Below are 22510 nucleotides of genomic sequence, written 5' to 3' on the forward strand. Positions count from 1 at the left end.
TTTGGCCAGAGCAAAGCAGCGGGTAGTCGAGGGTCCGTCTGGGGCGATGGAAGGGGGTAGAGTGCCACCATGTCCTTGAGTGTCGAAGAACTTGCTCTTCTTGAGTATGTGTACGACCAGGCAGGTCGTGATATTTCGCAGCGAGTGGATCTTGAGTCGGCTCCTTTCGACCCTGACTTCGTAAATATTGCTTCACGTCGTTTGATGAGTGTCGGCTTGCTCGAGTTGGCCTCCGTGATCGGCGACTTTAAAATCACCCACCAGGGCCTGAGTCTTGTTTCCAAAATTCGCGCCAAACGAAAGAACGGCCCCGCCCGTACTGCCGATCTTCGCCTGTCGCTTGTGCTTTGGCTCTATGATCAATATCTGAATGGTGACCAGCCTGAGAGCACTGAGGAATTCATCTCTTCGGAAAGATCTTGGTTCCTTGGGCAACGTTTCTCTGAGCGAGAAATTTTGCAGTCGGTAGAATATCTCAAATCTGCCGGCCTGATCAAGGGCATTGAGGTTGATCAGGTCTATCATTTGCTTCGGCCTACCTTGACTCCCGTCGGCGTGAACTGTGCAGAAAGCGAGAAGCCCGTGTCGGAATTCCTGAACCCACCTGCATCCAGCGGCGGCACCACTTTCAACGTCAGGATCGACGGATCTCAAAACGTCGTAGTTGGCACTCAATCGGATTTCACCCAAAACAACACGTCCGGTATTGATCCGGCAGTACTTGCTCAGTTGACTCACTTCGCGACTACTGCCCGTCAAGGGATTCCCTCGTATGGTCTCGACGAGACGCAACAGGTAGAAGTGGAGCAGATTGCAGGAGAGTTGGAAGCTGAGGCGACTGGCGACGCTCCGGATCGTGGACGTCTGCGGCGCTTGACAGACAGTCTCATCGCTGCCCTGAGCCCTGCGGCTGGGTCTGCTCTCGGCGGGATTGTAACTTCGCTGGGCGAGCAGGCTGCGGCAGCCATCGGCGGCTGATCCCCAGGCACCTTGCATGCGGCGGCGCGCTTCCGTCTCATTTTCCGTCTCATTCAGCGCCGTTCGCGGACGTTCAGACGGGACCGGAGGCGGTAGCCGCTCAGACGACCGGCCGCCCATGAACGCAGGTGAACGGTCCCATCCGAGACCCCCGAGCCCACCACCACAGTTGGAAAGCGTGTTGGGGGCAACCCCTCACGAGTTCGAATCTCGTATCCTCCGCCAGTGCCTCACCGGGCACGATGTCGAAGGGCCCCACCGTTCGCGGTGGGGCCCTTCGTCGTTGTCCGCCTTCTTGTGCGAGGGCGGCGGGATGTTCGTGGGTCGGGCCGCCCCCGCCCCGCCCGAGCCACGAGCCCGTGATCGTGTCGTCCGCGACGTCCGCGACGCCGAGGACCACGGGGGCGGTCCCGGCGGTGTGCCCAGCGTCCCGAGCCGCGATCGCCGCACGTTCGGCGCGGACGGCACTCGTACAGTTGTCGCATGGTGGCTGCGACTGTCCGTGAGTGGCACGACGAAGAAGGGTGGGGCGTGCTCGACTGTCCCGAGACACCCGGCGGTTGCTGGGGCCACTACGCCGACATCCAGGCGAAGGGCGTTCATACGCTGTCGCCGGGCCAACGGGTGGATCTCCGGTGGGAAGCCCCCGGCTTCAAGCAGGACGGCTACGCCTACCGCGCGGTGAACATAGTGCCTCGGCCTGCCTGACATCCACGTCTGACGTCCACGACGCCGGACGGCGGCGACCACGCATGCCCGGCGCGGTGGGCGTTCACGGGGTGCGGTCGGCGAGGAGGGTGAGCTCGTCGAGGAAGGCCTCCGCCAGCAGTTCGGCGTCCTGGCTGCCCGAGTTGGTGGCGACGCTCAGGGTGTGCCCCTGGGTGCAGCCGCCCAGCGCGAAGGTGGCCGTGTCGGCCGGCGGCACCATGGGGACGATGGTCAGGCGGCGCAACGGCCGTCCGGCCAGGGTCTGGCCCTGTTCGCGCAGGTGGACGTAGGAGCAGGCGGCCGGCGCGTACGCGGGCGCGAAGATCTTCCCGCCGGCCAGGGCCATGGTCGCCCCGGGTACCGCCGCGAGCGTGCTCTCGAACAGCTTCTCGGAGGCGCGCCGGGGCCGGGTGACGGGGGTCAGCAGACCGGTGCACGCGGTCAGCCGGGCCGCGGGGTCGGACAGGGTCACCGGCGCGGGCACGCGCACGTTGGCGAACGCGTTGCCCAGGAACTCACCGCAGTCGTCGGGGCGTTCGTCGACCGGGACCGACAGCCAGACCTGCCCCGGCTCCCGGCCTCTCTCCCGCGCCTTCGCCCGAGCCCGGTCGCCGTCGCCGGTCCTGTCGCCGTCGCCGGTCCGGCCGCCGTCGGAGACCGCCGCGGACGCCGCGGAGACCGGAGGGGCGGCCTCCGCGGCGGACAGGCACGAGCGCAGGACGCCCGCCACCGTCGCCAGGAACACCTCGTTGGTGGTCGCCGTGCGGGCGGACGCGGCCTCGCGCGCGGCCCGCAGCACGTCCGAGCGCAGCCGCACGACCGTGTACGCCGGCTCCCGCGCCCCCCTGTGCGGCAGCGGGACCGCGCGTCCCGCGGTGAGCAGCCCGGGCGGGCCCCCCGCGGCCGGAGCCGGCCGGACCGTCCGTCGCCGGGGACCCGGCACCGCCAGGGAGGCGGCGCCGTCCAGCGGGCCGCCGTCGTCGAACAGAGCTCGCAGCAGGGTCGTCAGCGAACGGCCGTCGAGAAGGCTGTGGTGCATCCGGAAGAGGAGGGAGAACTCCCCCTCGGCGGCGCCCCGCAGCAGGTGCAGGCTCCACGGGGGCCGGTCGGCGGGGAACGGCGTGTGGAACCACAGCCGCACGGCGTCCCGCAGGGTGCCGTCCGCCTCGTCGACCTGCCGGCCCAGGTCGTGGCCGTCCCGCCGCGCCCAGCGATGCCGGCCGGTCCACCAGGCGAGGCCCGTCCGGGGTCCGCCGGGGGCGACCAGGGTCTGGGTGAGCCGGGGCAGCGCCTTCCAGCGGTCGCCGACCAGCGCACGCAGCTCGTCCAGCGCGGGCGGGACGCCCGTGAAATCCAGGGCGATGCCGGCGTTGGGCGGGCCGAACGGCCAGCGGGCCATGCCCTCTTCCATCAAGGGCAGATGCGATCCGGGCATGAGACTGCTCCTGTCGTGGGCGTCCCTGGCGGGGGGCCGGTCCCACGCGGGGCCGGCCATCGGAGGACGAGGTCCTGTCCCTCCAACGGCCGATCCGGGCGGCGGTCACGTCCTGCGCGGCCCGCGGGTGTCAACGCACGGCCCTGACGGCTCCCTGATGGGGTGACACTGCAGCAGGTTTGCGGACGCGGACCGTGTCGGAGCGCCTTTAATCGGGACTCCGCGTCCGCCTTCGGGCGCCCCGTTCCAGTCCACCGCCCCGGCCCCGCGCCGGACAGGAGTTGTCTGTCGTGCCTGGTCCTCAACCGCATCCCGCGCACATCGCCGTGTTCAACGTTCCGATGCACGGGCACGTCAATCCGACGCTGGGGGTCGTCGAGGAGCTCGTACGGCGGGGTCATCGGGTCACCTACGCCGTCACCGAGGAGTTCGTGCACCAGGTGAAGGCGGCCGGCGCCGAGCCCGTGCTCTACCCGGACGCGGGGGACGGCTCGGAGGCGCCGGAGGAGATGGGCGAGGGGTTCGACCGGGTCGTCGACACGGCGCTGGCCTCCCTTCCCGCCCTGACCCGGGCGTTCGACCGGGACCGTCCGGACCTGGTGCTGTGCGACGTCTACGCCTTCGCCGGGCTGCTGCTGGGGGCGAGCAGGAAGACGCCCGTCGTGGTGGCGTCCCCCACCCACCTGGCCTACGACGGCATCGTCCCCGAGTTCTTCGGCGTGCCCGGGCTGCCCCAGATCCCCGGCTTCGGAAGACTGACGGCCGCCTTCGCGGAGCACGGGGTGGACAGCGCGCGGATCCTCGAGCTCGTGCACCCGGAGCACGCCGTCGCGTTCTTCCCCCGCGCCTTCCAGCGCAGGGCGGAAACCGTGGCGGCACGCAATGTCGCGTATGTCGGACCCGCGCTCGGAGACCGGTCCTACCAGGGTTCCTGGCAGCCGCCGCGGCCGGACCTGCCGGTCCTGCTGGTGTCGCTGGGCTCCCAGTTCACCCGGCGGCCCGACTTCTACCGGTCCTGCGTCCAGGCCTTCGCCGAGCTGCCCTGGCATGTGGTGATGTCCGTCGGCCACGCCGTCACGCCGGACGAGCTGGGGCCGCTCCCCGACACCGTCGAAGTCCATGCGCACGTGCCCCAGCTGGCTGTGCTCGCCCACGCGGACGCCTTCGTCACCCATGCCGGGATGGGCGGCACGATGGAGGCGCTGCACTACGGCGTGCCGCTGGTGGCGGTGCCGCAGATGGCCGAGCAGCGGGTCAACGCGGCCCGGATCGAACAGCTCCGGCTCGGCGTCCATCTGCCGCGCGAGACCGTCACGCCCGAGGCGCTGCGCGAGGCCGTCCTGCGGGTGTCGTCCGACCGGGACGTCCGCGCGGGCGTGGCCGCCATGCGCCGGGAGATCACGGAGGCCGGAGGCGCGGGCGCCGCGGCCGACCTGATCGAGCGGGCCCTGTAGACCGCAAGTCACCGCAGGCCCGCGGTCGTCACCGGGGCCCGCCGTCCCGGCAGCCGCGGCGCCGGGACCACACGCCGGCCCGGGAGGCCGGGACCCTGTTCCGAGGAGCGACCCCTTGATCCACACCCTGGCGTCCGACGTCCGCCGCCCGAGCACCGCGCGCCCGCCCCACGACGCGCCGGACCGTCGCCCGCACCTCTATCTCCGTCAGGTTCGCATGAGCGATCTGGACTCCATGCAGCATGTGAACAACGCACGGCTGCTCGAGATGATCCAGGACGCCCACATCGACCTGTTCTACCTGCGCCCCGGGCTGCCCGGGCAGGAGATCCGCCCGCGGTTCGTGTACGCGCGCCACGAGCTCGACTACACCGAGCCGCTCGTGCTGGAGCCCGAGCCGGTCACCATCGTCACGACCATCGGCGACCTGCGCCGCTCGTCCTTCCGGGTCACCAGCCGCGTCACCCGTGACGCGCGGGTGTTCTGCACCTGCGTCAGCACGGCCGTCGCGTACGACCCCGACGCGCGCTGCTCGCGACGTCTCGAGGAGGAGGAACTCGCCCTGGCGGCCCGCCACGCCACTCCGGAGCCGGGGCGCTGACGCCGCACCCGAGGTGCGCCCCGGGGCGGCGTCGGCGGCCTCAGCGCTCGATGCGGACCGGCTTCGTCACGCTCACCTGGTCGACCTCCGACACCCGCACCGTCACCTTCATCTCCCAGTCCCCCGGGATGGGCAGGTTGACGGCGTCGGCGCCCCAGTAGCCGCCCTTGTCGGTGACCTTGGCGTCGAGAGGACCGACGTCCTGGTCGGGGAGGGTGAAGGAGATGCGCAGTTCGGGCACGGTGACGAAGCCGCCGTCGGCGCCGTAGACCACGGCCTGCAGGTTGTTGTCGCCCACCTGCCCCGGGTCGAGGGTGACCTGCGCCTTGCCCCGGACGCTGCTGACGCCCGGCGAGCCGAAGGAGAAGGGGACGTCGATCACGGAGGCCACGGGCAGTCCGGCGTCCTGCCCGGCCGCCGCCGCCTCGGTCGCCGCCCTGCCCGGCAGGGTGCCGGTGAGCACGGTCGTCAGGACGAGCACGACGACCGCGACGACGACCTCGACCAGTACGGACCGGCGCAGCGACCGGCGCGGGTCGACCGGCGTGCGGACGGCCACGGAGGCACGGCCCGACCCGGCGGAGGAGCCCCGGGCGGAGCCTGTGGAAGAGCCCGCGGAGGAGCCCTCGGAGGGCGGCTCTTCAGCCGGGAGCGCGGCCTGCGTCGGCCCGTCGCCCGTCGGCCCGTCGGCCGGCGATCCTTCGCCCGTCGGACGGCTTCCCGTGTCGTCGTCGGCCTGAAGCCGGTCCGCGTCCCCGTCGGCGTCGCCCTCGGCGTCGGTCCGACGGGTGGCGCGGTCCGCGTCGGCGCCGTCCGCCGCGGCCGCCCGTCCCCCCACCGGTTGCGGCACCCGGGCCTCCCGCTGCGCGATCGCCTCCGTCGCCTCGGGAGCCGCGGTCGTGACGTTCCCCGGTGTCGTCGCCGTGCTGACCGCGTCGGCCGTCTTCGACCTCGCCGCCGCCTTCGCCGTACTCGCCGTCTTCGCCGTCGTCGCGTTGCGGACCGTGCGTCGCGACCACGCTCCCGCCGTCAGCAGGACCGTCACCGCGGCGAGTTTCGCGAGCAGGACCCGGCCGTACGTCGTGTCCGTCAGCGCGGACGCGGAGCCGAGCCCACGCCAGGACTGGTAGACGCCGGTGACCACCAGGACGACGACCGAGAGGCCCGCCGTCCGGGAGAAGCGGGTGACCACGTACGAGGGAACGGAGGCGCGGTGCAGCAGGGTGAGCAGGGCTGTCAGACCGCCCAGCCAGGCCGCCATCGCCAGCAGGTGGAGCACCGAGGACGTCATCGCCGCCGGGACCTGGATGCCGGCCGACGCGTGTTCCGCGGCGGCCCAGGTCAGGGTCAGGGCCACGGCCAGCGCGCCGCCGGTCACGAGCGACGCACGCGAGGGCCGCTCCCCCTGCGGGAGCGCGCGCTGCCGCAGGAGGAGCGCCGCGACCGCCGCCAGCAGCACGAGCCGCGCCACCAGGGCCAGGCCGGGACGGGTGCTCAGGGTGCGGGTGAGGCCGGAGAGGTCCAGGGCCTGCGCCGGCCCCGCGCCGGTCTCGTAGGGGGCGCGGAGCAGGAGCAGGAACACCGTCGAGCCGGCGAGCGCCCACCAGCCGGCCAGCAGCAGCCTGCGCAGGGGGCGGACGTCCGGCGGACCGCAGACGGCGACGAAGACGCAGGTGCCGATGAGGAGGGCGGCGGCGATGTAGGCGACGTAGCGGCCGATGTTGAACAGACCGCTGGTGGCCGGGTCCTCCACCGAGGTGCTGGGCAGGGCCGGCGGGACGGCGGACGGCTTGCCCACGGAGAAGGTGAAGGCGCCGGCGATCGGGTGGCTGTCCGCGGACACGACGCGCCAGGACACCGTGAACGTGCCGGTGCCGAGCTTGCGCGGCAGGGTGACGCGTGCGGTGTCCGTGCGGCCGTCGGCGTGCCCCGCCCGGCCCGTGTCCACCCGCCTGTTGTCGGGGTCGAAGACGCGGAAGGAGTCGTCGAGCAGGCCCACGGACTCGGTGAAGGTGAGGGTGATCGAGCCGGGGGACGTCTTGACCACGCTTCCGTCCACCGGATCGGCGCCACGGAGGGCCGCGTGGGCCGAGGCCGGTCCGCCGCCGAGGCCGAGCAGGAGGAGGACGGCGCCCAGCAGCACCAGTCCCTGCAGCCGCCGTCGACGGCCGGGGTGCGGCCCGTCGCCGAACCGTCCGCCGCCGATCCACCCGCGGCGGGAGCGGCCGAGGAGCCCGCCGGCCGGTCCGCCCTGGCCTCCGCCGGCCGGTCCACCGCGGCGTCCGCCGGCCGACCCACCGGGGCGTCCGCCGTCGGGTGCGGGCCCGTCGCCGTGCCGGCCCTGGGGTCGCCCGCCATCGCGCCCTTCGCTCACGTCACCGCTCCGTCTTGCTCGAGACTCGAGACCCGCGTACTCGCGGATACGTACGCGTGCACGGGCCATCCGGTTCACCGTGAGGCCTTACGGGGTGGGCGGGGCCGTCACGCGGGGAAGGCTACCTCCCGGCGCAGAAACGCCAGCTGGGCCTTCTTCTCGGGCAGATACACGTCCGGCAGGTCGATCTCGGGCAGGGTGACGACCGGGCCCGCCTCGAAGCCCTGCCGCAGGAAGCGGGCGATCGCCTTCTCGTTGCGCACGTCGGGGTCCACCACGACCCGCGGCCGGTCGAGGCCCAGCAGGACGTACGCGGCGAGCACGCCCATCAGCGCCGACGACCAGCCGCTGCGCGCGCCCCGGGCGCCCGCCGGCGCGAGGAGCAGATGGATGCCGAGGTCGCCGGAGGCCACCTCGTAGCAGTCGCCGACCCGGTCCGCGGCCGGCTCGTAGGTCTGGAGGAGGGCGACCGGGACGCCGTCCAGCTCGACCAGGAACGCGTGGTGGGTGTCGAGGCCGGCCATGTGCGCGTAGATCTCCGCCACCTGGTCCCGTGTCAGGCCGTTCATGCCCCAGAAGGCGGCCCGCTCCTCGCGGACCCACCCGTGGACGACGTCCGCGTCGGCCTCGGCGTCGACGGGACGGATGCCGACGACGCCGAGCCCGCCGACCGTCTGCCGGTGGACGTAGGCGAGTGCGGGGCCGGGTGCGGATCCGGGGGCGGGTGCGGGGGCGGCACCGGGGGTGTCTTCGGGCGCGTCCTCCACCACGGAACGGTTGCCCTCCGTTCCTGAACGGTTGCCCTCCGTTCCTGAACGGTCGTGGCCCGGCTCGGAACGGTCAGCCATGGTCGCTCTCCTTCTTCAGCTGCGCCCAGTCGGTGACGACCGGAGCCAGCTCGCCCTCGAGCCACAAGGGGAGCTGATCGTGGTGGTGGGGGTGCCCGGGGAGGCCTGACGCGCCGTGCGGGACGACCCACAGGCTGTCCTCGCGGCGGGCCAGGTCCCACACATAGCGGGCGGCGGGACCGCGGGCGGCGAGGTCGGTCGCGCCGGGCACGGACGAGGTGCACAGCACGCAGTCGTGGTCGCCCGCGAGGGCCGGTCCCCGGTACGCGGGGTCGGGCAGTGCCCGCCAGGGGGCGAGGCGATGGGTGTCGCCCCAGCGGGCGGCCGGCTGCCCGGCCGTCTCCTCGAGGGCCTCCCGCACCAGCTGCGGCCGGTCGACGCCGTACAACTCCTCGGCGCGCAGCAGGTGCTCGAGGGCGTATCCGATCCGCGGGAGGAGCGCCAGCCAGGGCAGGAGGACGTCGGGGTAGGCGGGCGGGGCCGTCAGGGCGGCGAAGGCCGGGTGCCCGGCGAGCCTGCGGACGACGGCGCCGCGCAGGGCCGCGTACCGGCCGGCGTCCTCGCTGCCGGCGTCCATCCGGCGGTCCCAGCGCAGCAGCCGCTCGCGGAGGGCGGCGGCCGGGCCGGTCAGGCCGTCGAGTGCGGACGCATATGCCAGCAGGGGCTCGGCGGAGGCGAGCCAGGTGTCCGTGTGGACGGCCGGCATGTCGGACGCGGACCACCGCCGCCGGCTTGCCAGCAGCGTCCGGATGCGGTCGGCGCGGTGCGGCGCGGCGAACTCGACGCCCAGCCGCGCCGCCGGACCCCGCTGGTTCGCCATCACCGCGACGCCGTCCGTCAGTCCGGCGCGGGGCGTCTCGTGCCAGCCGGTCCACTCGTGGCCGGGCTCCCAGGCGGGCACGACGCGGGTGCCGTTGGCCGCGGCACGGCGCGGCACCCGGCCGGCGACGCGGTGCAGCACGCCGCCCTCGGTGTCGGCGGCCTGCACGACGTTGACGGGCTCGACCCACTGGTCGAAGGCCCGGTCCACGTCGACGACCCGGCGGGCCCGCAGCAGCGGGAGCAGGGCCTGGAAGCCGAGGTCGGAGGTGACGCGGGGCGGATAGCGCAAACTCACCGCGAGCGGAGGGGCGCCGGCAACGTCAGGGCCGCCGTCGAGGCCTTCCGGTCCTCCGGCGATCACCGGGCCGCGTTCGGTCTCGAGCACCTCCACCTCGACCGGCTCCTCCCCCGCCACCCGCACGAGTTCGGTGTGCCGGGCCACCCGCCGCCAGCCGCCGTCCGAGCCGAGTGCCTCGACTCCCGCGCCGGTGCGACGCAGGCGTTCGCGGTAGAGGTCCTGGTAGTCGGCCATGGCGTTGGTGATGGCCCAGGCGACCGTGCCGGTGTGCCCGAAGTGCGCGATGCCGGGGACGCCCGGCACCGCGAGTCCGACGACGTCGAACTCGTCGCAGGCCAGGCGGATCTGCTGGTACACGCCGGGCTCTTCGACGAACCGGTGCGGGTCGCCGGCGATGACCGGCTGCCCGGTGACCGTGCGGTCGCCGCTGACCAGCCAGCCGTTGCTGCCGGAGGTGCCGGGCCCGTCCGTGGCGAACAGCCCGACCGCCTCGGGTCCGAGATGCCGGGCGGCCTCCTCGCGCCACAGCTTGGCGGGGAACCCGGCGAACAGGAGGTGCGTGGCCAGCCAGACGGCCAGCGGCGTCCACGGTTCCCAGCGGCCGGGCGTGAGGCCGACGCGCGCGAACTCGGGGGCGAGGCCGGCGCGGGACGTCTCCCGCAGGCCTTCGTTGACGCCGTCGACGTACGCGCGCGTCCAGTCGGCCGTCTCGGGGTCGCGCCCGTCCAGGTCGTCGAAGCAGCGTCGCGCCGTGTCGTCGAGGCGGGCGCGGCGGACGAGAAGGTCCCAGGAGAGGGCGTCGGGTCCGAGGAACGACGCCGAGGAGCCCCGCGCGCGGTGCCGTTCGACCTCGAGCTGCCAGGCGCGGTCCCGCGCCGTCACCAGTCCCTGGAGGCGGGCGAGCGAAGGGGCGTCGTCGGCGCGCAGATGCGGGACGCCCCACGCGTCGCGGTAGATCTCGGTGGTCACCCTGCGCCCCAGCTTCCCATAAGGTTAGGCTTTCCTAAGTACTCGCGGCGGAATCGTACGTGAAGGGTGAAGAAGGAATGGCACAGGGGCGGGGCTGGGAGGGCGCGGTCCTCAAGTTGATGCGGGCGAAGGACTTCACCCTCACCGTGACGGGCGCGCAGGACGTCACCGGCGACTACCGCCGGCTGCACATGTCGGACGGCGGACTGCTCGCCGCCACCGGCGTCCACCCGACCATGTGGGTGCGGCTCTGGTTCGACAACGCGGGCCGGCCGCATCAGCGCGCCTACACGCTGGTCGACCCCGACCCGGCGGCCGGTGCCTTCAGCCTGGAGTTCGCCCTGCACGAGGGCGCCGCCAGCGACTGGGCCCGGGCCGCGAAGCCCGGCGACACCGTCGAGGCGACCGTCCAGGGCACCGGTTTCGCGCCGCCCGCACCGACTCCCTCGCACGTCTTCGTCATCGGCGACCCGGCCTCGCTGCCCGCCGTCAACTCGCTGCTCGGGAAGGGCGAGGGCGCGCTCGGCTCCGCCTCGGCCACCGTCTGGTTCGAGGGCCGGGCCGACGGCCTGCCCTTGCGGACCGACCCCGCCCGCCACGAGATACGGAACGTGCCCCGGCGCGACTCCGGCGCGGAGCTGGTCGAGCGGGTCAGGGCCGAGCTGCCCGGACTGCTGCGGGCCACCCCCGATCCGTACGTCTGGATCGCCTGCGACACCCACACCACCAGAACGCTGTCGGCGTGGCTGCGCAAGGAGCTGGGGGTCCCGAAGGAGCGGGTGCACGCCCTGGGGTACTGGCGCGCGGACTGACCGCCCAGGCGGGATCATCGACCCATGGACGTCATCCTTCACCTCTCCCAGGATGCCGAGGCCGACGAGCTCCTCGGGCGGTCCCCGCTCGCCGCGCTGGTCGGGATGCTGCTGGACCAGCAGGTCCCGATGGAGTGGGCGTTCAAGGGCCCCCGGACGATCGCCGACCGGCTCGGCGCCGACGACCTGGACGCGCAGGACATCGCCGTCCAGGACCCGGAGGCCTTCGCCGCTCTGCTCTCCGACAAGCCGGCGGTGCACCGCTACCCCGGCTCCATGGCCAAGCGCATCCAGCAGCTCTGCCAGTACCTCGTGGAGCACTACGACGGGGACGCGGCCGCCGTCTGGAAGGACGTCGGCACCGGCAAGGAGCTGCTCGAGCGCCTCGAGGAGCTGCCCGGGTTCGGCAGACAGAAGGCGCAGATCTTCCTCGCGCTGCTGGGCAAACAGCTCGGCGTGCGGCCCACGGGCTGGCGGGAGGCCGCCGGCTCCTACGGGGAGCCGAAGTCCTTCCGGTCCGTCGCCGACATCACCGGCCCGGAGTCGCTGGGCAAGGTCCGGGCCCACAAACAGGAGATGAAGGCGGCGGCGAAGGCGGCGAAGGCCGGGAAAGCCGCGAAACCGGCGGGGAAGCAGGCTCCGACCGGCTGACCGGGCGGCTGCCACCTGCCTCGCAGCCCGTGAACCGTGACCCGCGGCCCTTGTGCCTCGCGGCCTGTGAGCCGTGACCCGCGGCACTGCCCCGCGGCCCGTGAACCGTGCCCGCGGCGCGCCGTCCCCCGCGGCCCCTGCCTCGCGGCCCGTGACTCGTGGCTCGCGTGGCCCGTGGCCCGTCGGTGGCGCCTTCGCATCCCCCTCCCCCGCAGCTCCGCCCGCCCGCATCTCCGCCCGCTCCGCATCCCCGCCCGCATCTCCGCCCGCTCCGCGTCCCTGCTCCGAACGGGTGACTCTTCCGCCCGGCATGCTGAGCGGCGGGCGTGTCGCGGGGAGATGACCTCGCATGAGCACCGCACGAAGGCACCCGCGCAGCCGCACCTGGCTGCGGGTGCTCGTCGTGCTCATCGCCCTGCTCGCGCCGGCCGCTCCCGCCGGGTTCGCCGTGCCGTCGGCCACCGCCGCCTCGGAGACCGTCGAGTACGACGTCCTCGACGCGCCCCTGCGCCCGGCCTCCTGCCCGCACCGTTCCGCCGCCCCGCTACGGCCGTCCCCCATCACGCCGGGCGACCCGGCGACCCGGCCGCTCTCCTCGCCGGCACGGGCTTCCCACCCCCCGCACCCCTTGTCCGCCCTGCGCACGGTGATTCTGCGCTGCTGACCGGCCCCGTCCCCCGAAACCGTCAGCAAACATCCCTGCACCCTGGGAGGAATCACCATGCCCACAGACCCGTACGCCGTCCTGCGCGCCCTGCTCCGTGCGGAGGCCGCCCGCACCGCTCCCAAGCCCCCCGCCCGGCAACCGACCCACCCGCAACGGCCTTCGGGCAAGCAGGAGCGGTAGCGGCAGGTCGGCCCCGGTCCCGGACCGTGCTGCCCTGTCAGGGGTCAACGCCTTCCGCGGGTCGTCCCGAAGAGGGAGCGGGTGATCGCCCGGCCGAGCCGGGCGCCGAGCGAGCGGGCCGGCGACTTGAAGATCCCGCTGTCGGCCACCTGTTCCACGACGGAGGGGTCGTGGTCGGCCGCGGCGGGGCGGGGCCCGCTTCGGCGCGGGCGGGGTGTTCCCGCCCGGCTGCCGGGCGGGAGCGGACAGCTTCCCGGACGCCGGCTCTCTGTCCACAGCCTGTGCATACCGCCCGTACAGCGAGGACTCCCGTCGCAGGAGGAGTTCGGGAACGTCTCCGCGGTGGTCTCGAGGGCCTTCTGGTCGTCCGGGGTGAAGGCCCTCGGGGCGGGCTGCACACGGTTGCCGAGCTGGGCGAGGACGTCGCCGGGCACGTCCTTCGGGTTGTCGCCGGGCATGTCCTTCGGGGTTCTGCGTGACGAAGAACACGCCCACGCCTTTGGCGCGGATCAGCCGGACCGTCTGCGTGAGGACTCGGCGGAGAAACCGTTGCCGTCCATTTCTGGCCGACTTCCGCCGCCCGTCCCCGCACCCGGCCGTCGGGCTCGCCCGGCGTCGAGACGCCTGGCAGATCGCCCTTGACGTCGGCCAGGAACACCGGCGCCCCCTGCGCCGAGAGCTGCTCGGCGATCAGCTGGAGCGTCTCGGTCTTCCCCGTGCCGGCGGCGCCTGCGACCAGACCGTTCCTGTTCAGCCGGGGAGGGGGATGCGGACCGGGGCGTCGGGCAGATATCTCCCCTCCCACGACAGAGCGCCCAGGTCCGGGGCGGGTCCGCTGAAGGCGTACCCGGCGGCGATGTCATCGGTGCTCGCCGGCTCGATCATCGACAGCCACTCGTTCCGTTTTACCCCCGTTCATCATGTCTTTTCCAGCGCCGCACTCCGTCTCCATGGCTGCGCCCGGAACGTCGGGACCGGTAGGCTTTCCGTGTGATCTTCAAGCGCATCGGAAACGGCCGGCCGTACCCCGACCACGGCCGGGAAAGCACCCGGCAGTGGGCGGACGTCGCGCCGCGCCCGGTCCGCCTCGATCAGCTGGTGACCACCAAGCAGCAGCTCGACCTGGAAACCCTGCTCGCGGAGGACTCCACCTTCTACGGCGACCTGTTCGCGCACGTCGTGAAGTGGCAGGGCGACCTCTACCTGGAGGACGGACTGCACCGCGCGGTGCGGGCGGCGCTCCAGCAGCGACAGGTGCTGCACGCCCGCGTCCTCGAGCTGGACTGAGCCCGCCGGGCCGTCGCCCGGACCGCCGCCAGGTCCGCGCAGGCCTCGGCCGGACCTTCGTGAGGCTCTTTCGGACCGCCGCCGGGCTTCGTCGGACCTCCGTCGGGGCCTCGGAACGGGCTGCGGCGGCCTCCGGATTGACCCTTTCGGGTTCTTTCTCGCGTCCCGCGCGGCGTCGGATGATCGTTTATTAGTCACGGCCGCCCGGGCGCACTACGCTGCGCCCATGAGCATGCTGACTCCCCCCGGCATGGGCGGCAAGTACCGGATCACGGGGGACAAATACCCCCGCATGCGTCCCCATCGTCGACGCGGCCGGCTTGCCGTCGTGGTCGGCGCCTGTGGCGCCGTGCTCGGCGTGGCCGGCTGGGGCACCCTGCAGCTCATCGACGTCTTCACGGGCGGCGGGGGCACCGCCACGGCGGCGGACGGCTGTCCGAAGAACACCACGAAGGCGGGCCCTGCGGCCTCCGCGTCGGCGTCCGCCGCCACCAGCGGAGGCGCCGGCACCGGTGCGGGCACGTCAGCCGGTGCGGGCGCGGGTGCGAATACGGTGCCCAAGCCCGCGCAGATCACGGTGAACGTCTTCAACGCCACCACCCGCAGCGGCCTCGCGAAGACGACCGCGGACGAGCTGAAGAGACGCGGCTTCAAGATCGGCCAGGTGGGCAACGCCGCCAAGCAGTACGACAAGAAGGTCGCCGGGACCGGGATGCTGCTGGGTCCCGCGTCCTCCCTCAACACCTCGCTGCCGGTCCTCGCGACGCAGCTCGGCACCGCCGAGCGCCGCACCGACGCGGCCCGCACGGGCACGGCGGTCGACCTGATCATCGGCAACGGCTTCAAGGCCCTGACCGGCCAGGCGGAGGCGACCAAGGCCCTGACGGCGCTGACCGCCCCGCACCCCACGGCAGGCGCCACCACGAAGAAGGGCTGCTGACCGCCGGCTCTCCGGCCGTCAGCGGGTCCGGACCCCCGAGGTGACCTCGACGTCCTCCCCCTGCCGATCGACCGTCAGGGGCCCGGCGTCCGGTGCCGGAGGCCGGGCCTCCGGTGCCGGAGGCCCGGGCGGGAGCCGCAGCGCGACGGCTACTCCGCCGCCCCGTACAGCCGGTCTCCCGCGTCCCCCAGACCCGGGACGATGTATCCGTGCTCGTTGAGGTGGTCGTCGACGGCCGCGGTGACGACGGTGACCGGAGAGCCCGCGAGCTCGCGCTCCATGATCGCCACGCCCTCGGGGGCGGCGAGCAGCACGACGGCCGTGACGTCGTCGGCGCCGCGCCGGATCAGCTCGCGGATCGCGGCGACCAGCGTGCCGCCGGTCGCCAGCATCGGGTCCAGGACGTACACCTGGCGGCCGGAGAGGTCCTCCGGCATGCGCGTGGCGTACGTGGACGCCTCCAGCGTCTCCTCGTTGCGGATCATGCCGAGGAAGCCCACCTCGGCCGTCGGCAGCAGTCGGACCATGCCGTCCAGCATGCCGAGACCGGCGCGCAGGATCGGCACGACCAGGGGGCGCGGGTAGGAGAGCTTGACGCCGGTGGTCGCGGCGACCGGCGTCTTGATGTCGACCTGTTCGGTGCGGACGTCCCGCGTGGCCTCGTAGGCGAGCAGGGTGACCAACTCGTCGGCCAGTCGGCGGAAGGTCGCGGAGTCCGTGCGCTGGTCGCGCAGCGTGGTGAGTTTGTGGGCGACCAGAGGGTGGTCGACGACGTGGAGACGCATGTCGACAACAGTAACCGGGCCCGTCCTGCCCGGCGTCCCCACACTCGGTGAACCTTTCCCCCGAACTTTCCCCGGCTTCCGCCGTTCGCTGGCGTCGCAACGCCCGTCGGAGGGAAAGTGGGAGGCAGGTATGGAGACGGACCGGGGTACCCGGGGTGGTGTGCTGATGCCTGACCTGCCCGACCCGACCGACGGCGACTCGCCGACGAGGCCGCCCGAGACCGACGCGGAGCGCCGCCGGCGCCGTGCCCGGTTTCTGCGCGAGCTGGCCGAGGCCCGTGAACTGCGCGACCGGGTCCAGCCGCGACGCGCCAAGACCGCCCGCCTGCGCCACGCGATGCGTATGCGCACGTTCCGCTGGTAGACCCGTCCGTGCGGCGGCCGTACCGGACTTGGGGCATACGGGGAAGATCACCACCGTCACGGGTGTCGCGCGGGGTGTCGCGCGGGGCAGGCGTGCTCGGCCTCGCGGGAAAGCCGCGTACGATCCGCTCGTGGCGGCAACGAGTGCGCTGGTGAGTCGCTCACGGACGTGACCGCGGACGTGCGATCAAAACCACCGGACACAGGGAGCCGAAGACGTCCCCTGGACGCCTTGTTTCTGCCACGATTCCGAGTGGGTGGGGCTCGGAGCCTGAGCTCTCCGCCCGTAACCTCCGCCGGGGGGACCCCCAACCGGCACGCCTAGGACCAGTGGGAGAGTCACGGTGTACTTCGCCGCACTGCTCGCGCGCACCGAAGACGGGTGGGAAGCGAGCGACACAGAGCTCGACGATGTGGAGACCCTGTCGGATCTGGCCGACCTGGCCCGGGAGGCCTCGCCGGACGAGGACACGGTGCTCGTGCTGATCGAGCAGGAGGACTCCTGGTTCGGGGTCGTCCGCATCGACGGCGAGGAGGATCCTCGCATCTTCGTCTCCGACGCCGCTGCCGCCGCCCGCAGCTCGTACGGCGAGATCCTGCTCACCGACGAACTGCTCGGAAGGGATCCGGATGACGACGACCTGGACGCCCTGGATCTCGACGGCACCGAGGACGGTGAGAACGAGGACGAAGACGAGGACGAGGGCTCCGGCGTCGCCACGAGCGGCGGCTCCGCGGAGGCCGTGCCGCACGGCCCGGTCGGTGACGCCGGGATCCTCGACGACCTCGGCGTCACCGAGAAGGAACTGAGGGCTCTGTCCGACGACGCGCTCACCGAGATCGCGGACGCCCTGGGCGCGTCGGCGGTCCTGGAGACGGTCCGCTGACCGCACCGGGGGCGCCGGCCGACCCCGTGCGCGACCCCTGGCGGGCCGCGATGCGGCTCGCCCTGGACGAGGCCCGGAAGGCCGCCCGGGACGGAGACGTCCCGGTCGGCGCCGTGGTGCTGGCGCCGGACGGCACCACGGTCCTCGCCAGAGGTCACAACGAACGCGAGGCCGGCGGCGATCCGACGGCCCACGCGGAGGTGCTCGCCGTCCGGCGGGCCGCCGAGGCGACCGGCGCGTGGCGGCTGTCCGGCTGCACGCTCGTCGTGACCCTCGAACCGTGCACGATGTGCGCGGGCGCCCTCGTGCAGTCGCGGGTGGACCGGGTCGTCTACGGAGCCCGCGACGACAAGGCCGGCGCGGCCGGCTCCCTCTGGGACGTCGTCCGCGACCGACGGCTCAATCACCGGGCCGAGGTGATCGAGGGCGTGCTCGCGAAGGAGTGCGCGGAACTGCTCACGGACTTCTTCCGCGAGCGCTGATCCACCCCCCGCAGAACCGATTTCAAACCGGGCCGCACCTTGCTGTAAGGTCTCCCTCGGTAGCGTGTCCGAGCGGCCGAAGGAGCTCGCCTCGAAAGCGAGTGTGGCGCAAGTCACCGAGGGTTCAAATCCCTCCGCTACCGCTCTCACACCCTCCTGATCTGCGGAAACGCGATCGGGAGGGTGTTTTGCGTGCGCCGAGGCCTGCATTCGGCCGTTCATCGGCGGCATCCCCGGAACCGTTCATGAACGCGCCGCAGACGATCAAAAGCGGTGTGTAAATCGCACTTACGGATACACTCGCCGCCGTCAGCGGGGCCCGAGCGGCCACATACAGGGGAGGCCAGGTGGCGGTGAACGCCAAGAAGATCGCCGTCTACGTGCTCGTGGTGTTCGTGCTGTACGTGATCATCACGGACCCGGCGAAGGCGGCGGACTACGTCCAGATAGGCTTCGAGGGCATATCGGACGCGGCCCAGGCCATCGGCGACTTCTTCACCTGGCTCGCCGACGGGGCGCGGTAGCCGAGACCCTCGCACGTACTGGGAGTGCCCATGATCCGCCACCTGGTCCTTTTCAAGCTCGACGAGGGCGTCGGGCGCGACGATCCCCGGGTGGTGCAGGGCGAGGCGGCCTTCCGGGCCCTGGGCGGACAGATCGACGAGCTGCGCTTCTGGGAGCTGGGCTGGAACATCAGCGAGCGGCCCATCGCCTACGACTTCGCGATCAACTCGGCGGTCGACGACGCGGACGCCCTCAAGCGGTACCTCGAGCACCCGGCCCACCAGGCGGGCGTCGCGCTGTGGCGGGAGTTCGCCACGTGGGTGGTCGCCGACTACGAGGTCTGAGCCGCTCCCCCTCCGAAACGGAGCCCTCCGCCGGACCGGCGGGGGGTTTTTGCGTGCCCTCGTTCGAGGCCGACGCCCTCTCCGACCCTCAACACGGCGTTATGGGGTGCTTGCACACAGTGCACATGTCTTGTGATGCTATGACCGCTTTTGACGGATGAGTTGACCGATGTTGACCTGACGAAGAGGTGGCGTTGACCTTGTCGGCCAGTACTGCGCCGCCTCAGACAGAGGCGCCCCCGGCACCCGTCACGGCGTCGGCCCCCGCATCCGTTCCGGGCCCGGTCGCGGCCTCCACCCCGGCGCCCGCTCAGGCGCCCGCCATGGAGGCCGTGGAGCCCGTGCAGGCCGCGCCGGTCGTGGAGGCCGCGGAGGCCGCTCCGGCCCCGGAGCGGCGCCGCGGCGCCGACACCCGGGCGCTGACCCAGGTGCTCTTCGGAGAGCTCAAGGAACTCCAGCCGGGCACGCCGGAGCACAACCGCGTGCGCGGGGCGCTCATCGAGGCGAACCTCCCGCTCGTGCGCTACGCGGCCGCCCGTTTCCGCTCCCGCAACGAGCCGATGGAGGACGTGGTCCAGGTCGGCACCATCGGGCTGATCAACGCCATCGACCGCTTCGACCCGGAACGGGGCGTGCAGTTCCCGACGTTCGCGATGCCCACGGTCATCGGCGAGATCAAGCGGTACTTCCGCGACAACGTCCGCACCGTGCACGTACCGCGCCGGCTCCACGAGCTGTGGGTGCAGGTCAACAGCGCGACCGAGGACCTGACGACCGCCTTCGGCCGCACCCCGACGACGGCGGAGATCGCCGAGCGGCTGCGCATCGGCGAGGACGAGGTGCTCTCCTGCATCGAGGCCGGCCGCTCGTACCACGCCACGTCCCTCGAGGCCGCCCAGGAGGGCGACGGACTGCCCGGCCTGCTGGACCGCCTCGGATACGAGGACCCGGCGCTGGACGGCGTGGAGCACCGCGATCTCGTCCGCCACCTCCTGGTCCAGCTCCCGGAGCGCGAGCAGCGGATCCTTCTGCTGCGCTACTACAGCAATCTGACGCAGTCCCAGATCAGCGCGGAACTCGGCGTCTCCCAGATGCACGTCTCCCGCCTGCTGGCGCGCAGCTTCCAGCGACTGCGCTCCGCCAACCGCATCGAGGCCTGACCCGGATCCCGGACCTCTGCCACCAGACACCTCCTACCGGGCCTCGGACTCGGGGCTTGGGCCTCGGGCCTCGGACTCGGGGCTTGGGCCTCGGACTCGGACTCGGCTACCGGCTCCGGCTCCGGACTCCCCCTTCGGCGCCGCTCGACACGTAGCTCGATGGGGTATCGCAAGCACGACCGACCTGTCACCGCTGGGAGCGAATCACCCACCTTCGCCCTTCCCGGCGGATCTCCGCTGAAAAACCGTCACACCCCCTTTTTCCAGGGCTGATTCGTCACTCACATGTCGACATGTCACTACAGCGTGTTGCCGACATGTGACATTCTGCCGGAAGAGCGTTTGCCGGGGCTTCGGCTCCGGTATTCAGGTGAAGGCTGACGTTCCTCAAGCGGGGGCGTCACGCCGCGACCGTCCCGCGACCCAAAGGGGGTGGCATGTCCGCAGAACAGGGCAGCTCGAAGGTGCTCACGCTCACGCTCACGCCGAGCGAGTCCGCGCCCGTCGCGCCTGTCGAGCCCGACGTGCTCGACGACGTCACAGCCCCCGAGGCCCCCGCGGCCCCGGCTCTCACGGCCACGGGGGCCATCGACACCCGCACCCTGTCCCGCTCCCTGTTCCTGCGACTGGCCACTCTCGCCGAGGACAGCCCCGAGCGCGTGTACGTCCGGGACACTCTCATCGAGCTCAACCTCCCGCTCGTGCGCTATGCGGCGGCCCGCTTCCGCTCGCGCAACGAGCCGATGGAGGACATCGTCCAGGTCGGCACCATCGGCCTGATCAAGGCGATCGACCGCTTCGACTGCGAACGGGGCGTGGAGTTCCCGACGTTCGCGATGCCGACGGTCGTGGGCGAGATCAAGCGCTTCTTCCGTGACACGTCGTGGTCGGTGCGCGTCCCGCGCCGCCTGCAGGAGCTGCGGCTGGCGCTCACCAAGGCCAGCGACGAGCTCTCGCAGAAGCTGGACCGCTCCCCGACGGTCGCCGAACTCGCCGCGGTGCTGGGCGTCTCCGAGGAGGACGTCGTCGACGGACTCGCCGTCGGCAACGCCTACACGGCCTCCTCGCTGGACTCCCCGGCCCCGGAGGACGACGGCGGCGAGGGCTCCCTCGCCGACCGCCTCGGCTACGAGGACACCGCGCTCGAAGGCGTGGAGTACCGAGAGTCGCTGAAGCCGCTGCTGGCCAAGCTCCCGCCGCGTGAGCGCCGGATCATCATGCTGCGCTTCTTCGCCAACATGACCCAGTCCCAGATCGGCGAGGAGGTCGGCATCTCCCAGATGCACGTCTCCCGTCTCCTCACCCGGACGCTCGCCCAGCTGCGCGAAGGCCTGATCTCCGACTAGGACGCGACCGGTCGGCGCACGCACAGGGGTTCCTCCCTGACGGTGGGTCAGACACACTGGCGCGATGCGCAGTCCGACACGGGCACATGGCCGCCGGGGCGCCCTCTGGGGCGCGTCGGCGGCCGCCGTCCTCGCGGTGGGAGCGGCGGGCCTGTTCGCCGGATGCGGCGGAGACGGCGGTGGGGGCGACTACGTCGCTCTCGGCTCGGCGGGCGATCCGGCCCGTCCGGGCGCGGGCGGTCCAGGGGCGCCGACGGGCGGGATACGGCTCGTTCCGCTGGACGGCGGGAGCGGATCCCCCAGCGCGAATCCGGGCCCGGGTCCAAGTCATCGTCCAGGCACGACGGACCAGGTTCCCGGCGCCCGCAGCGGCGCCGGTGCCGGTACGGATGCCGGGGGAGACCGGGCGGCGGGCGCCTCGGACGCCTCGGCGGACGCCCCGGAGGGCTCTGCGCCGCTGCCGCCCCAGTCCTCGGGCACCGCGGGCGATCACGCCGGCGGCACGCACCCGGACCCACCCTCGGCTCCGTCCTCGCCCGGCCCTACGGCCCCCTCCGGGCCCTCGTCCCCCGAACCGGCCGTCCTCACCGTCAGTCAGCCGGTCCGCGCGGGCACGGAAGAGCGGTGGTGCGAGGACGTGACCCTCGTCTTCCACAACTCCGGTGGCAGGGCGGTCGGTTCGGGCACGGTCGCGTTCGGCACCCATGTCGTCGACGGACTCGGCATCGACTGGGCCACGCGGGAGTCGACGGTCCCGCTCCCGACGCCGATCGGCGCGGGTGCACGGAAGGAGAAGACCTGGACGGTGTGCGTCGACGCGTGGCGCGTACCGCTGGGCATGCACATCGAGACCCGGGACGTCTCGGTGCGCTGGGACTGACCAAGATCCGGTACGGGATGTCCTTGCGAGGACGCTGACCAAGCTCCCGTGCGGGATGGCGTGCCGGGGGCCCTGACCAAGCTCCCGTGCGGGATGCCGTGCCGGGGGCGCTGAAACGGCAGCGGAGGGCGAGCCACCGGGGTCACCCGGCGGCTGGGCCGTTCGTCGGCCCCGCCGGGCGGCCCCGCGTCCGGCCGGGGGTCGTGCACCCGTCCGTCAGGGCCGCCGGGGCGGCGGGGGCCGTGCACCCGGCGCGCAGGTGCACGGGGGATGCTCGGGTTACTTGAGCGCCAGCCAGGCGACCGCCGCGACGATCACCAGCGCGGCGACGACGCCCACGATCAGGCCGATACGGGAGCCGGTCGGCGCGGGAGCCGGCGCGGCGGCCCGGGGAGCGCCCTCGTCGACGAACGCGCGGAACATCTGGGTGCTGCCGGCGGGGTCGTGGTTGCCCTGGGGGCCCTGGGTGTTAGCCATGGGCCGAGACACTAGCGAAAACGGGCGGTCGGACCCAAGTGGGGGTCATGCCGAGCGCCTTGCCGCAGCAGGTCCGGCCCGGCGGGACCGATGCGGGCGCAGCAGGTCCGGCCCGGCGGGACCGATGCGGGCGCAGCAGGTCCGGCCCGGCGGGACCGATGCGGGCGCAGCAGGTCCGGCCCGGCGGGACCGATGCGGGCGCAGCAGGTCCGGCCCGGCGGGACCGATGCGGGCGCAGCAGGTCCGGCCCGGCGGGAC

General features: G+C 72.6%; 24 protein-coding genes, 1 tRNA gene and 1 pseudogene. 19 read left to right on the forward strand and 7 right to left on the reverse strand.

Annotated elements, in window-relative coordinates; genetic code table 11:
• Window positions 1-69: 69 nt before the first annotated feature.
• A complete protein-coding gene (locus tag ACN6LD_RS13790; RefSeq protein WP_445043297.1) occupies window positions 70-978 on the forward strand; it encodes a hypothetical protein in 909 nt (302 codons plus the stop codon).
• 483 nt (window positions 979-1461) lie between these two features.
• A complete protein-coding gene (locus ACN6LD_RS13795; RefSeq protein WP_319195020.1) occupies window positions 1462-1686 on the forward strand; it encodes a cold shock domain-containing protein in 225 nt (74 codons plus the stop codon).
• A 64-nt stretch (window positions 1687-1750) separates the two neighbouring features.
• On the opposite strand, the gene ACN6LD_RS13800 is transcribed toward ACN6LD_RS13795, so the two are convergent.
• The gene (locus tag ACN6LD_RS13800) at window positions 1751-3121 is read right to left on the reverse strand and encodes a wax ester/triacylglycerol synthase domain-containing protein (protein ID WP_445043298.1); all 1371 of its coding nucleotides are present in this window, start codon (window positions 3119-3121) and stop codon (window positions 1751-1753) included.
• Between the two features lie 290 nt (window positions 3122-3411).
• Between ACN6LD_RS13800 and ACN6LD_RS13805 the strand changes: the two genes are divergently transcribed.
• Window positions 3412-4575, forward strand: coding sequence for a macrolide family glycosyltransferase (locus ACN6LD_RS13805; protein WP_319195016.1), 1164 nt, complete (start codon window positions 3412-3414; stop codon window positions 4573-4575).
• Between the two features lie 115 nt (window positions 4576-4690).
• Window positions 4691-5176: an acyl-CoA thioesterase gene (locus ACN6LD_RS13810; protein WP_057576370.1), complete on the forward strand. Its 486-nt coding sequence runs from the start codon at window positions 4691-4693 to the stop codon at window positions 5174-5176.
• Window positions 5177-5216: 40 nt separating this feature from the next.
• Here ACN6LD_RS13810 and ACN6LD_RS13815 read toward each other — a convergent pair whose 3' ends face one another.
• The 3 genes from ACN6LD_RS13815 to ACN6LD_RS13825 form a co-directional block, all read right to left on the reverse strand.
• Complete coding sequence (locus ACN6LD_RS13815; protein ID WP_445043312.1) at window positions 5217-7319, reverse strand: copper resistance CopC/CopD family protein; 2103 nt, start codon at window positions 7317-7319, stop codon at window positions 5217-5219.
• A gap of 338 nt (window positions 7320-7657) precedes the next feature.
• Window positions 7658-8317 carry a GNAT family N-acetyltransferase gene (locus tag ACN6LD_RS13820; protein WP_445043313.1) on the reverse strand — a complete coding sequence of 220 codons (660 nt, stop codon included), beginning with the start codon at window positions 8315-8317 and terminating at the stop codon, window positions 7658-7660.
• Between the two features lie 73 nt (window positions 8318-8390).
• Window positions 8391-10487: a penicillin acylase family protein gene (locus ACN6LD_RS13825; protein WP_445043299.1), complete on the reverse strand. Its 2097-nt coding sequence runs from the start codon at window positions 10485-10487 to the stop codon at window positions 8391-8393.
• A 77-nt stretch (window positions 10488-10564) separates the two neighbouring features.
• On the opposite strand from ACN6LD_RS13825, the gene ACN6LD_RS13830 reads away from it, so the two are divergent.
• The 4 genes from ACN6LD_RS13830 (at window position 10565) to ACN6LD_RS13845 (ending at window position 12797) form a co-directional block, all read left to right on the forward strand.
• Entirely contained in the window at window positions 10565-11299 is a 735-nt protein-coding gene (locus tag ACN6LD_RS13830) for a siderophore-interacting protein (RefSeq protein WP_445043300.1), read from the forward strand.
• Between the two features lie 24 nt (window positions 11300-11323).
• Window positions 11324-11950 carry an HhH-GPD-type base excision DNA repair protein gene (locus ACN6LD_RS13835; RefSeq protein ID WP_445043301.1) on the forward strand — a complete coding sequence of 209 codons (627 nt, stop codon included), beginning with the start codon at window positions 11324-11326 and terminating at the stop codon, window positions 11948-11950.
• A gap of 349 nt (window positions 11951-12299) precedes the next feature.
• Window positions 12300-12614 carry a hypothetical protein gene (locus ACN6LD_RS13840; RefSeq protein WP_445043302.1) on the forward strand — a complete coding sequence of 105 codons (315 nt, stop codon included), beginning with the start codon at window positions 12300-12302 and terminating at the stop codon, window positions 12612-12614.
• 57 nt (window positions 12615-12671) lie between these two features.
• The gene (locus ACN6LD_RS13845) at window positions 12672-12797 is read left to right on the forward strand and encodes a hypothetical protein (protein WP_445043303.1); all 126 of its coding nucleotides are present in this window, start codon (window positions 12672-12674) and stop codon (window positions 12795-12797) included.
• Window positions 12798-12841: 44 nt separating this feature from the next.
• On the opposite strand, the pseudogene ACN6LD_RS13850 reads toward ACN6LD_RS13845, so the two are convergent.
• Window positions 12842-13682: pseudogene (locus tag ACN6LD_RS13850) on the reverse strand (helicase HerA-like domain-containing protein).
• 105 nt (window positions 13683-13787) lie between these two features.
• Here ACN6LD_RS13850 and ACN6LD_RS13855 point away from each other — a divergent pair.
• Both ACN6LD_RS13855 and ACN6LD_RS13860 read left to right on the forward strand, forming a co-directional pair.
• Window positions 13788-14084: a type II toxin-antitoxin system VapB family antitoxin gene (locus ACN6LD_RS13855; protein ID WP_004943146.1), complete on the forward strand. Its 297-nt coding sequence runs from the start codon at window positions 13788-13790 to the stop codon at window positions 14082-14084.
• Between the two features lie 250 nt (window positions 14085-14334).
• A complete protein-coding gene (locus tag ACN6LD_RS13860) occupies window positions 14335-15024 on the forward strand; it encodes a LytR C-terminal domain-containing protein (protein ID WP_415924921.1) in 690 nt (229 codons plus the stop codon).
• A gap of 149 nt (window positions 15025-15173) precedes the next feature.
• Here the strand turns inward: ACN6LD_RS13860 and upp are convergent, their stop codons facing one another.
• Window positions 15174-15809, reverse strand: a complete 636-nt coding sequence (gene upp, locus ACN6LD_RS13865) for a uracil phosphoribosyltransferase (RefSeq protein ID WP_057576381.1) — start codon at window positions 15807-15809, stop codon at window positions 15174-15176.
• A gap of 166 nt (window positions 15810-15975) precedes the next feature.
• Here upp and ACN6LD_RS13870 point away from each other — a divergent pair, with 166 nt between their 5' ends.
• From ACN6LD_RS13870 to ACN6LD_RS13910, 9 genes are all read left to right on the forward strand, one after another.
• Window positions 15976-16173: a hypothetical protein gene (locus ACN6LD_RS13870; protein ID WP_107105143.1), complete on the forward strand. Its 198-nt coding sequence runs from the start codon at window positions 15976-15978 to the stop codon at window positions 16171-16173.
• Window positions 16174-16516: 343 nt separating this feature from the next.
• A complete protein-coding gene (locus tag ACN6LD_RS13875; protein WP_319192868.1) occupies window positions 16517-17059 on the forward strand; it encodes a tRNA adenosine deaminase-associated protein in 543 nt (180 codons plus the stop codon).
• A 50-nt stretch (window positions 17060-17109) separates the two neighbouring features.
• Window positions 17110-17541, forward strand: coding sequence for a tRNA adenosine(34) deaminase TadA (gene tadA / locus ACN6LD_RS13880; protein ID WP_319192896.1), 432 nt, complete (start codon window positions 17110-17112; stop codon window positions 17539-17541).
• Between the two features lie 58 nt (window positions 17542-17599).
• A tRNA-Ser gene (locus ACN6LD_RS13885) sits at window positions 17600-17684 on the forward strand.
• A gap of 204 nt (window positions 17685-17888) precedes the next feature.
• Window positions 17889-18065 (forward strand): hypothetical protein, encoded by a 177-nt coding sequence (locus tag ACN6LD_RS13890; protein ID WP_173985603.1) that lies wholly within the window; start codon window positions 17889-17891, stop codon window positions 18063-18065.
• Window positions 18066-18095: 30 nt separating this feature from the next.
• Window positions 18096-18389: a Dabb family protein gene (locus tag ACN6LD_RS13895; RefSeq protein WP_445043304.1), complete on the forward strand. Its 294-nt coding sequence runs from the start codon at window positions 18096-18098 to the stop codon at window positions 18387-18389.
• 194 nt (window positions 18390-18583) lie between these two features.
• On the forward strand, window positions 18584-19549 hold the full coding sequence (locus ACN6LD_RS13900) for a SigB/SigF/SigG family RNA polymerase sigma factor (protein WP_445043305.1): 966 nt from the start codon (window positions 18584-18586) through the stop codon (window positions 19547-19549).
• A 437-nt stretch (window positions 19550-19986) separates the two neighbouring features.
• Complete coding sequence (locus tag ACN6LD_RS13905; protein WP_057576391.1) at window positions 19987-20895, forward strand: RNA polymerase sigma factor SigF; 909 nt, start codon at window positions 19987-19989, stop codon at window positions 20893-20895.
• Between the two features lie 64 nt (window positions 20896-20959).
• Window positions 20960-21775: a hypothetical protein gene (locus tag ACN6LD_RS13910; protein ID WP_445043306.1), complete on the forward strand. Its 816-nt coding sequence runs from the start codon at window positions 20960-20962 to the stop codon at window positions 21773-21775.
• A gap of 279 nt (window positions 21776-22054) precedes the next feature.
• On the opposite strand, the gene ACN6LD_RS13915 is transcribed toward ACN6LD_RS13910, so the two are convergent.
• Window positions 22055-22252 carry a hypothetical protein gene (locus tag ACN6LD_RS13915; protein ID WP_319192876.1) on the reverse strand — a complete coding sequence of 66 codons (198 nt, stop codon included), beginning with the start codon at window positions 22250-22252 and terminating at the stop codon, window positions 22055-22057.
• Between the last annotated feature and the right edge of the window lie 258 nt (window positions 22253-22510).

This window comes from Streptomyces sp. SAS_272 (assembly GCF_052543235.1).

Excerpts from the sequence above, each read along its gene's own strand:
- ACN6LD_RS13790 (WP_445043297.1), top strand. The coding sequence starts at position 70 with ATGTCCTTGAGTGTCGAAGAACTTGCTCTTCTTGAGTATGTGTACGAC.
- ACN6LD_RS13795 (WP_319195020.1), top strand. The coding sequence starts at position 1,462 with ATGGTGGCTGCGACTGTCCGTGAGTGGCACGACGAAGAAGGGTGGGGC.
- ACN6LD_RS13800 (WP_445043298.1), bottom strand. The coding sequence starts at position 3,121 with ATGCCCGGATCGCATCTGCCCTTGATGGAAGAGGGCATGGCCCGCTGG.
- ACN6LD_RS13830 (WP_445043300.1), top strand. The coding sequence starts at position 10,565 with ATGGCACAGGGGCGGGGCTGGGAGGGCGCGGTCCTCAAGTTGATGCGG.
- ACN6LD_RS13835 (WP_445043301.1), top strand. The coding sequence starts at position 11,324 with ATGGACGTCATCCTTCACCTCTCCCAGGATGCCGAGGCCGACGAGCTC.
- ACN6LD_RS13840 (WP_445043302.1), top strand. The coding sequence starts at position 12,300 with ATGAGCACCGCACGAAGGCACCCGCGCAGCCGCACCTGGCTGCGGGTG.
- ACN6LD_RS13845 (WP_445043303.1), top strand. The coding sequence starts at position 12,672 with ATGCCCACAGACCCGTACGCCGTCCTGCGCGCCCTGCTCCGTGCGGAG.
- ACN6LD_RS13860 (WP_415924921.1), top strand. The coding sequence starts at position 14,335 with ATGGGCGGCAAGTACCGGATCACGGGGGACAAATACCCCCGCATGCGT.
- upp (WP_057576381.1), bottom strand. The coding sequence starts at position 15,809 with ATGCGTCTCCACGTCGTCGACCACCCTCTGGTCGCCCACAAACTCACC.
- ACN6LD_RS13870 (WP_107105143.1), top strand. The coding sequence starts at position 15,976 with ATGCCTGACCTGCCCGACCCGACCGACGGCGACTCGCCGACGAGGCCG.
- tadA (WP_319192896.1), top strand. The coding sequence starts at position 17,110 with ATGCGGCTCGCCCTGGACGAGGCCCGGAAGGCCGCCCGGGACGGAGAC.
- ACN6LD_RS13895 (WP_445043304.1), top strand. The coding sequence starts at position 18,096 with ATGATCCGCCACCTGGTCCTTTTCAAGCTCGACGAGGGCGTCGGGCGC.
- ACN6LD_RS13905 (WP_057576391.1), top strand. The coding sequence starts at position 19,987 with ATGTCCGCAGAACAGGGCAGCTCGAAGGTGCTCACGCTCACGCTCACG.
- ACN6LD_RS13910 (WP_445043306.1), top strand. The coding sequence starts at position 20,960 with ATGCGCAGTCCGACACGGGCACATGGCCGCCGGGGCGCCCTCTGGGGC.
- ACN6LD_RS13915 (WP_319192876.1), bottom strand. The coding sequence starts at position 22,252 with ATGGCTAACACCCAGGGCCCCCAGGGCAACCACGACCCCGCCGGCAGC.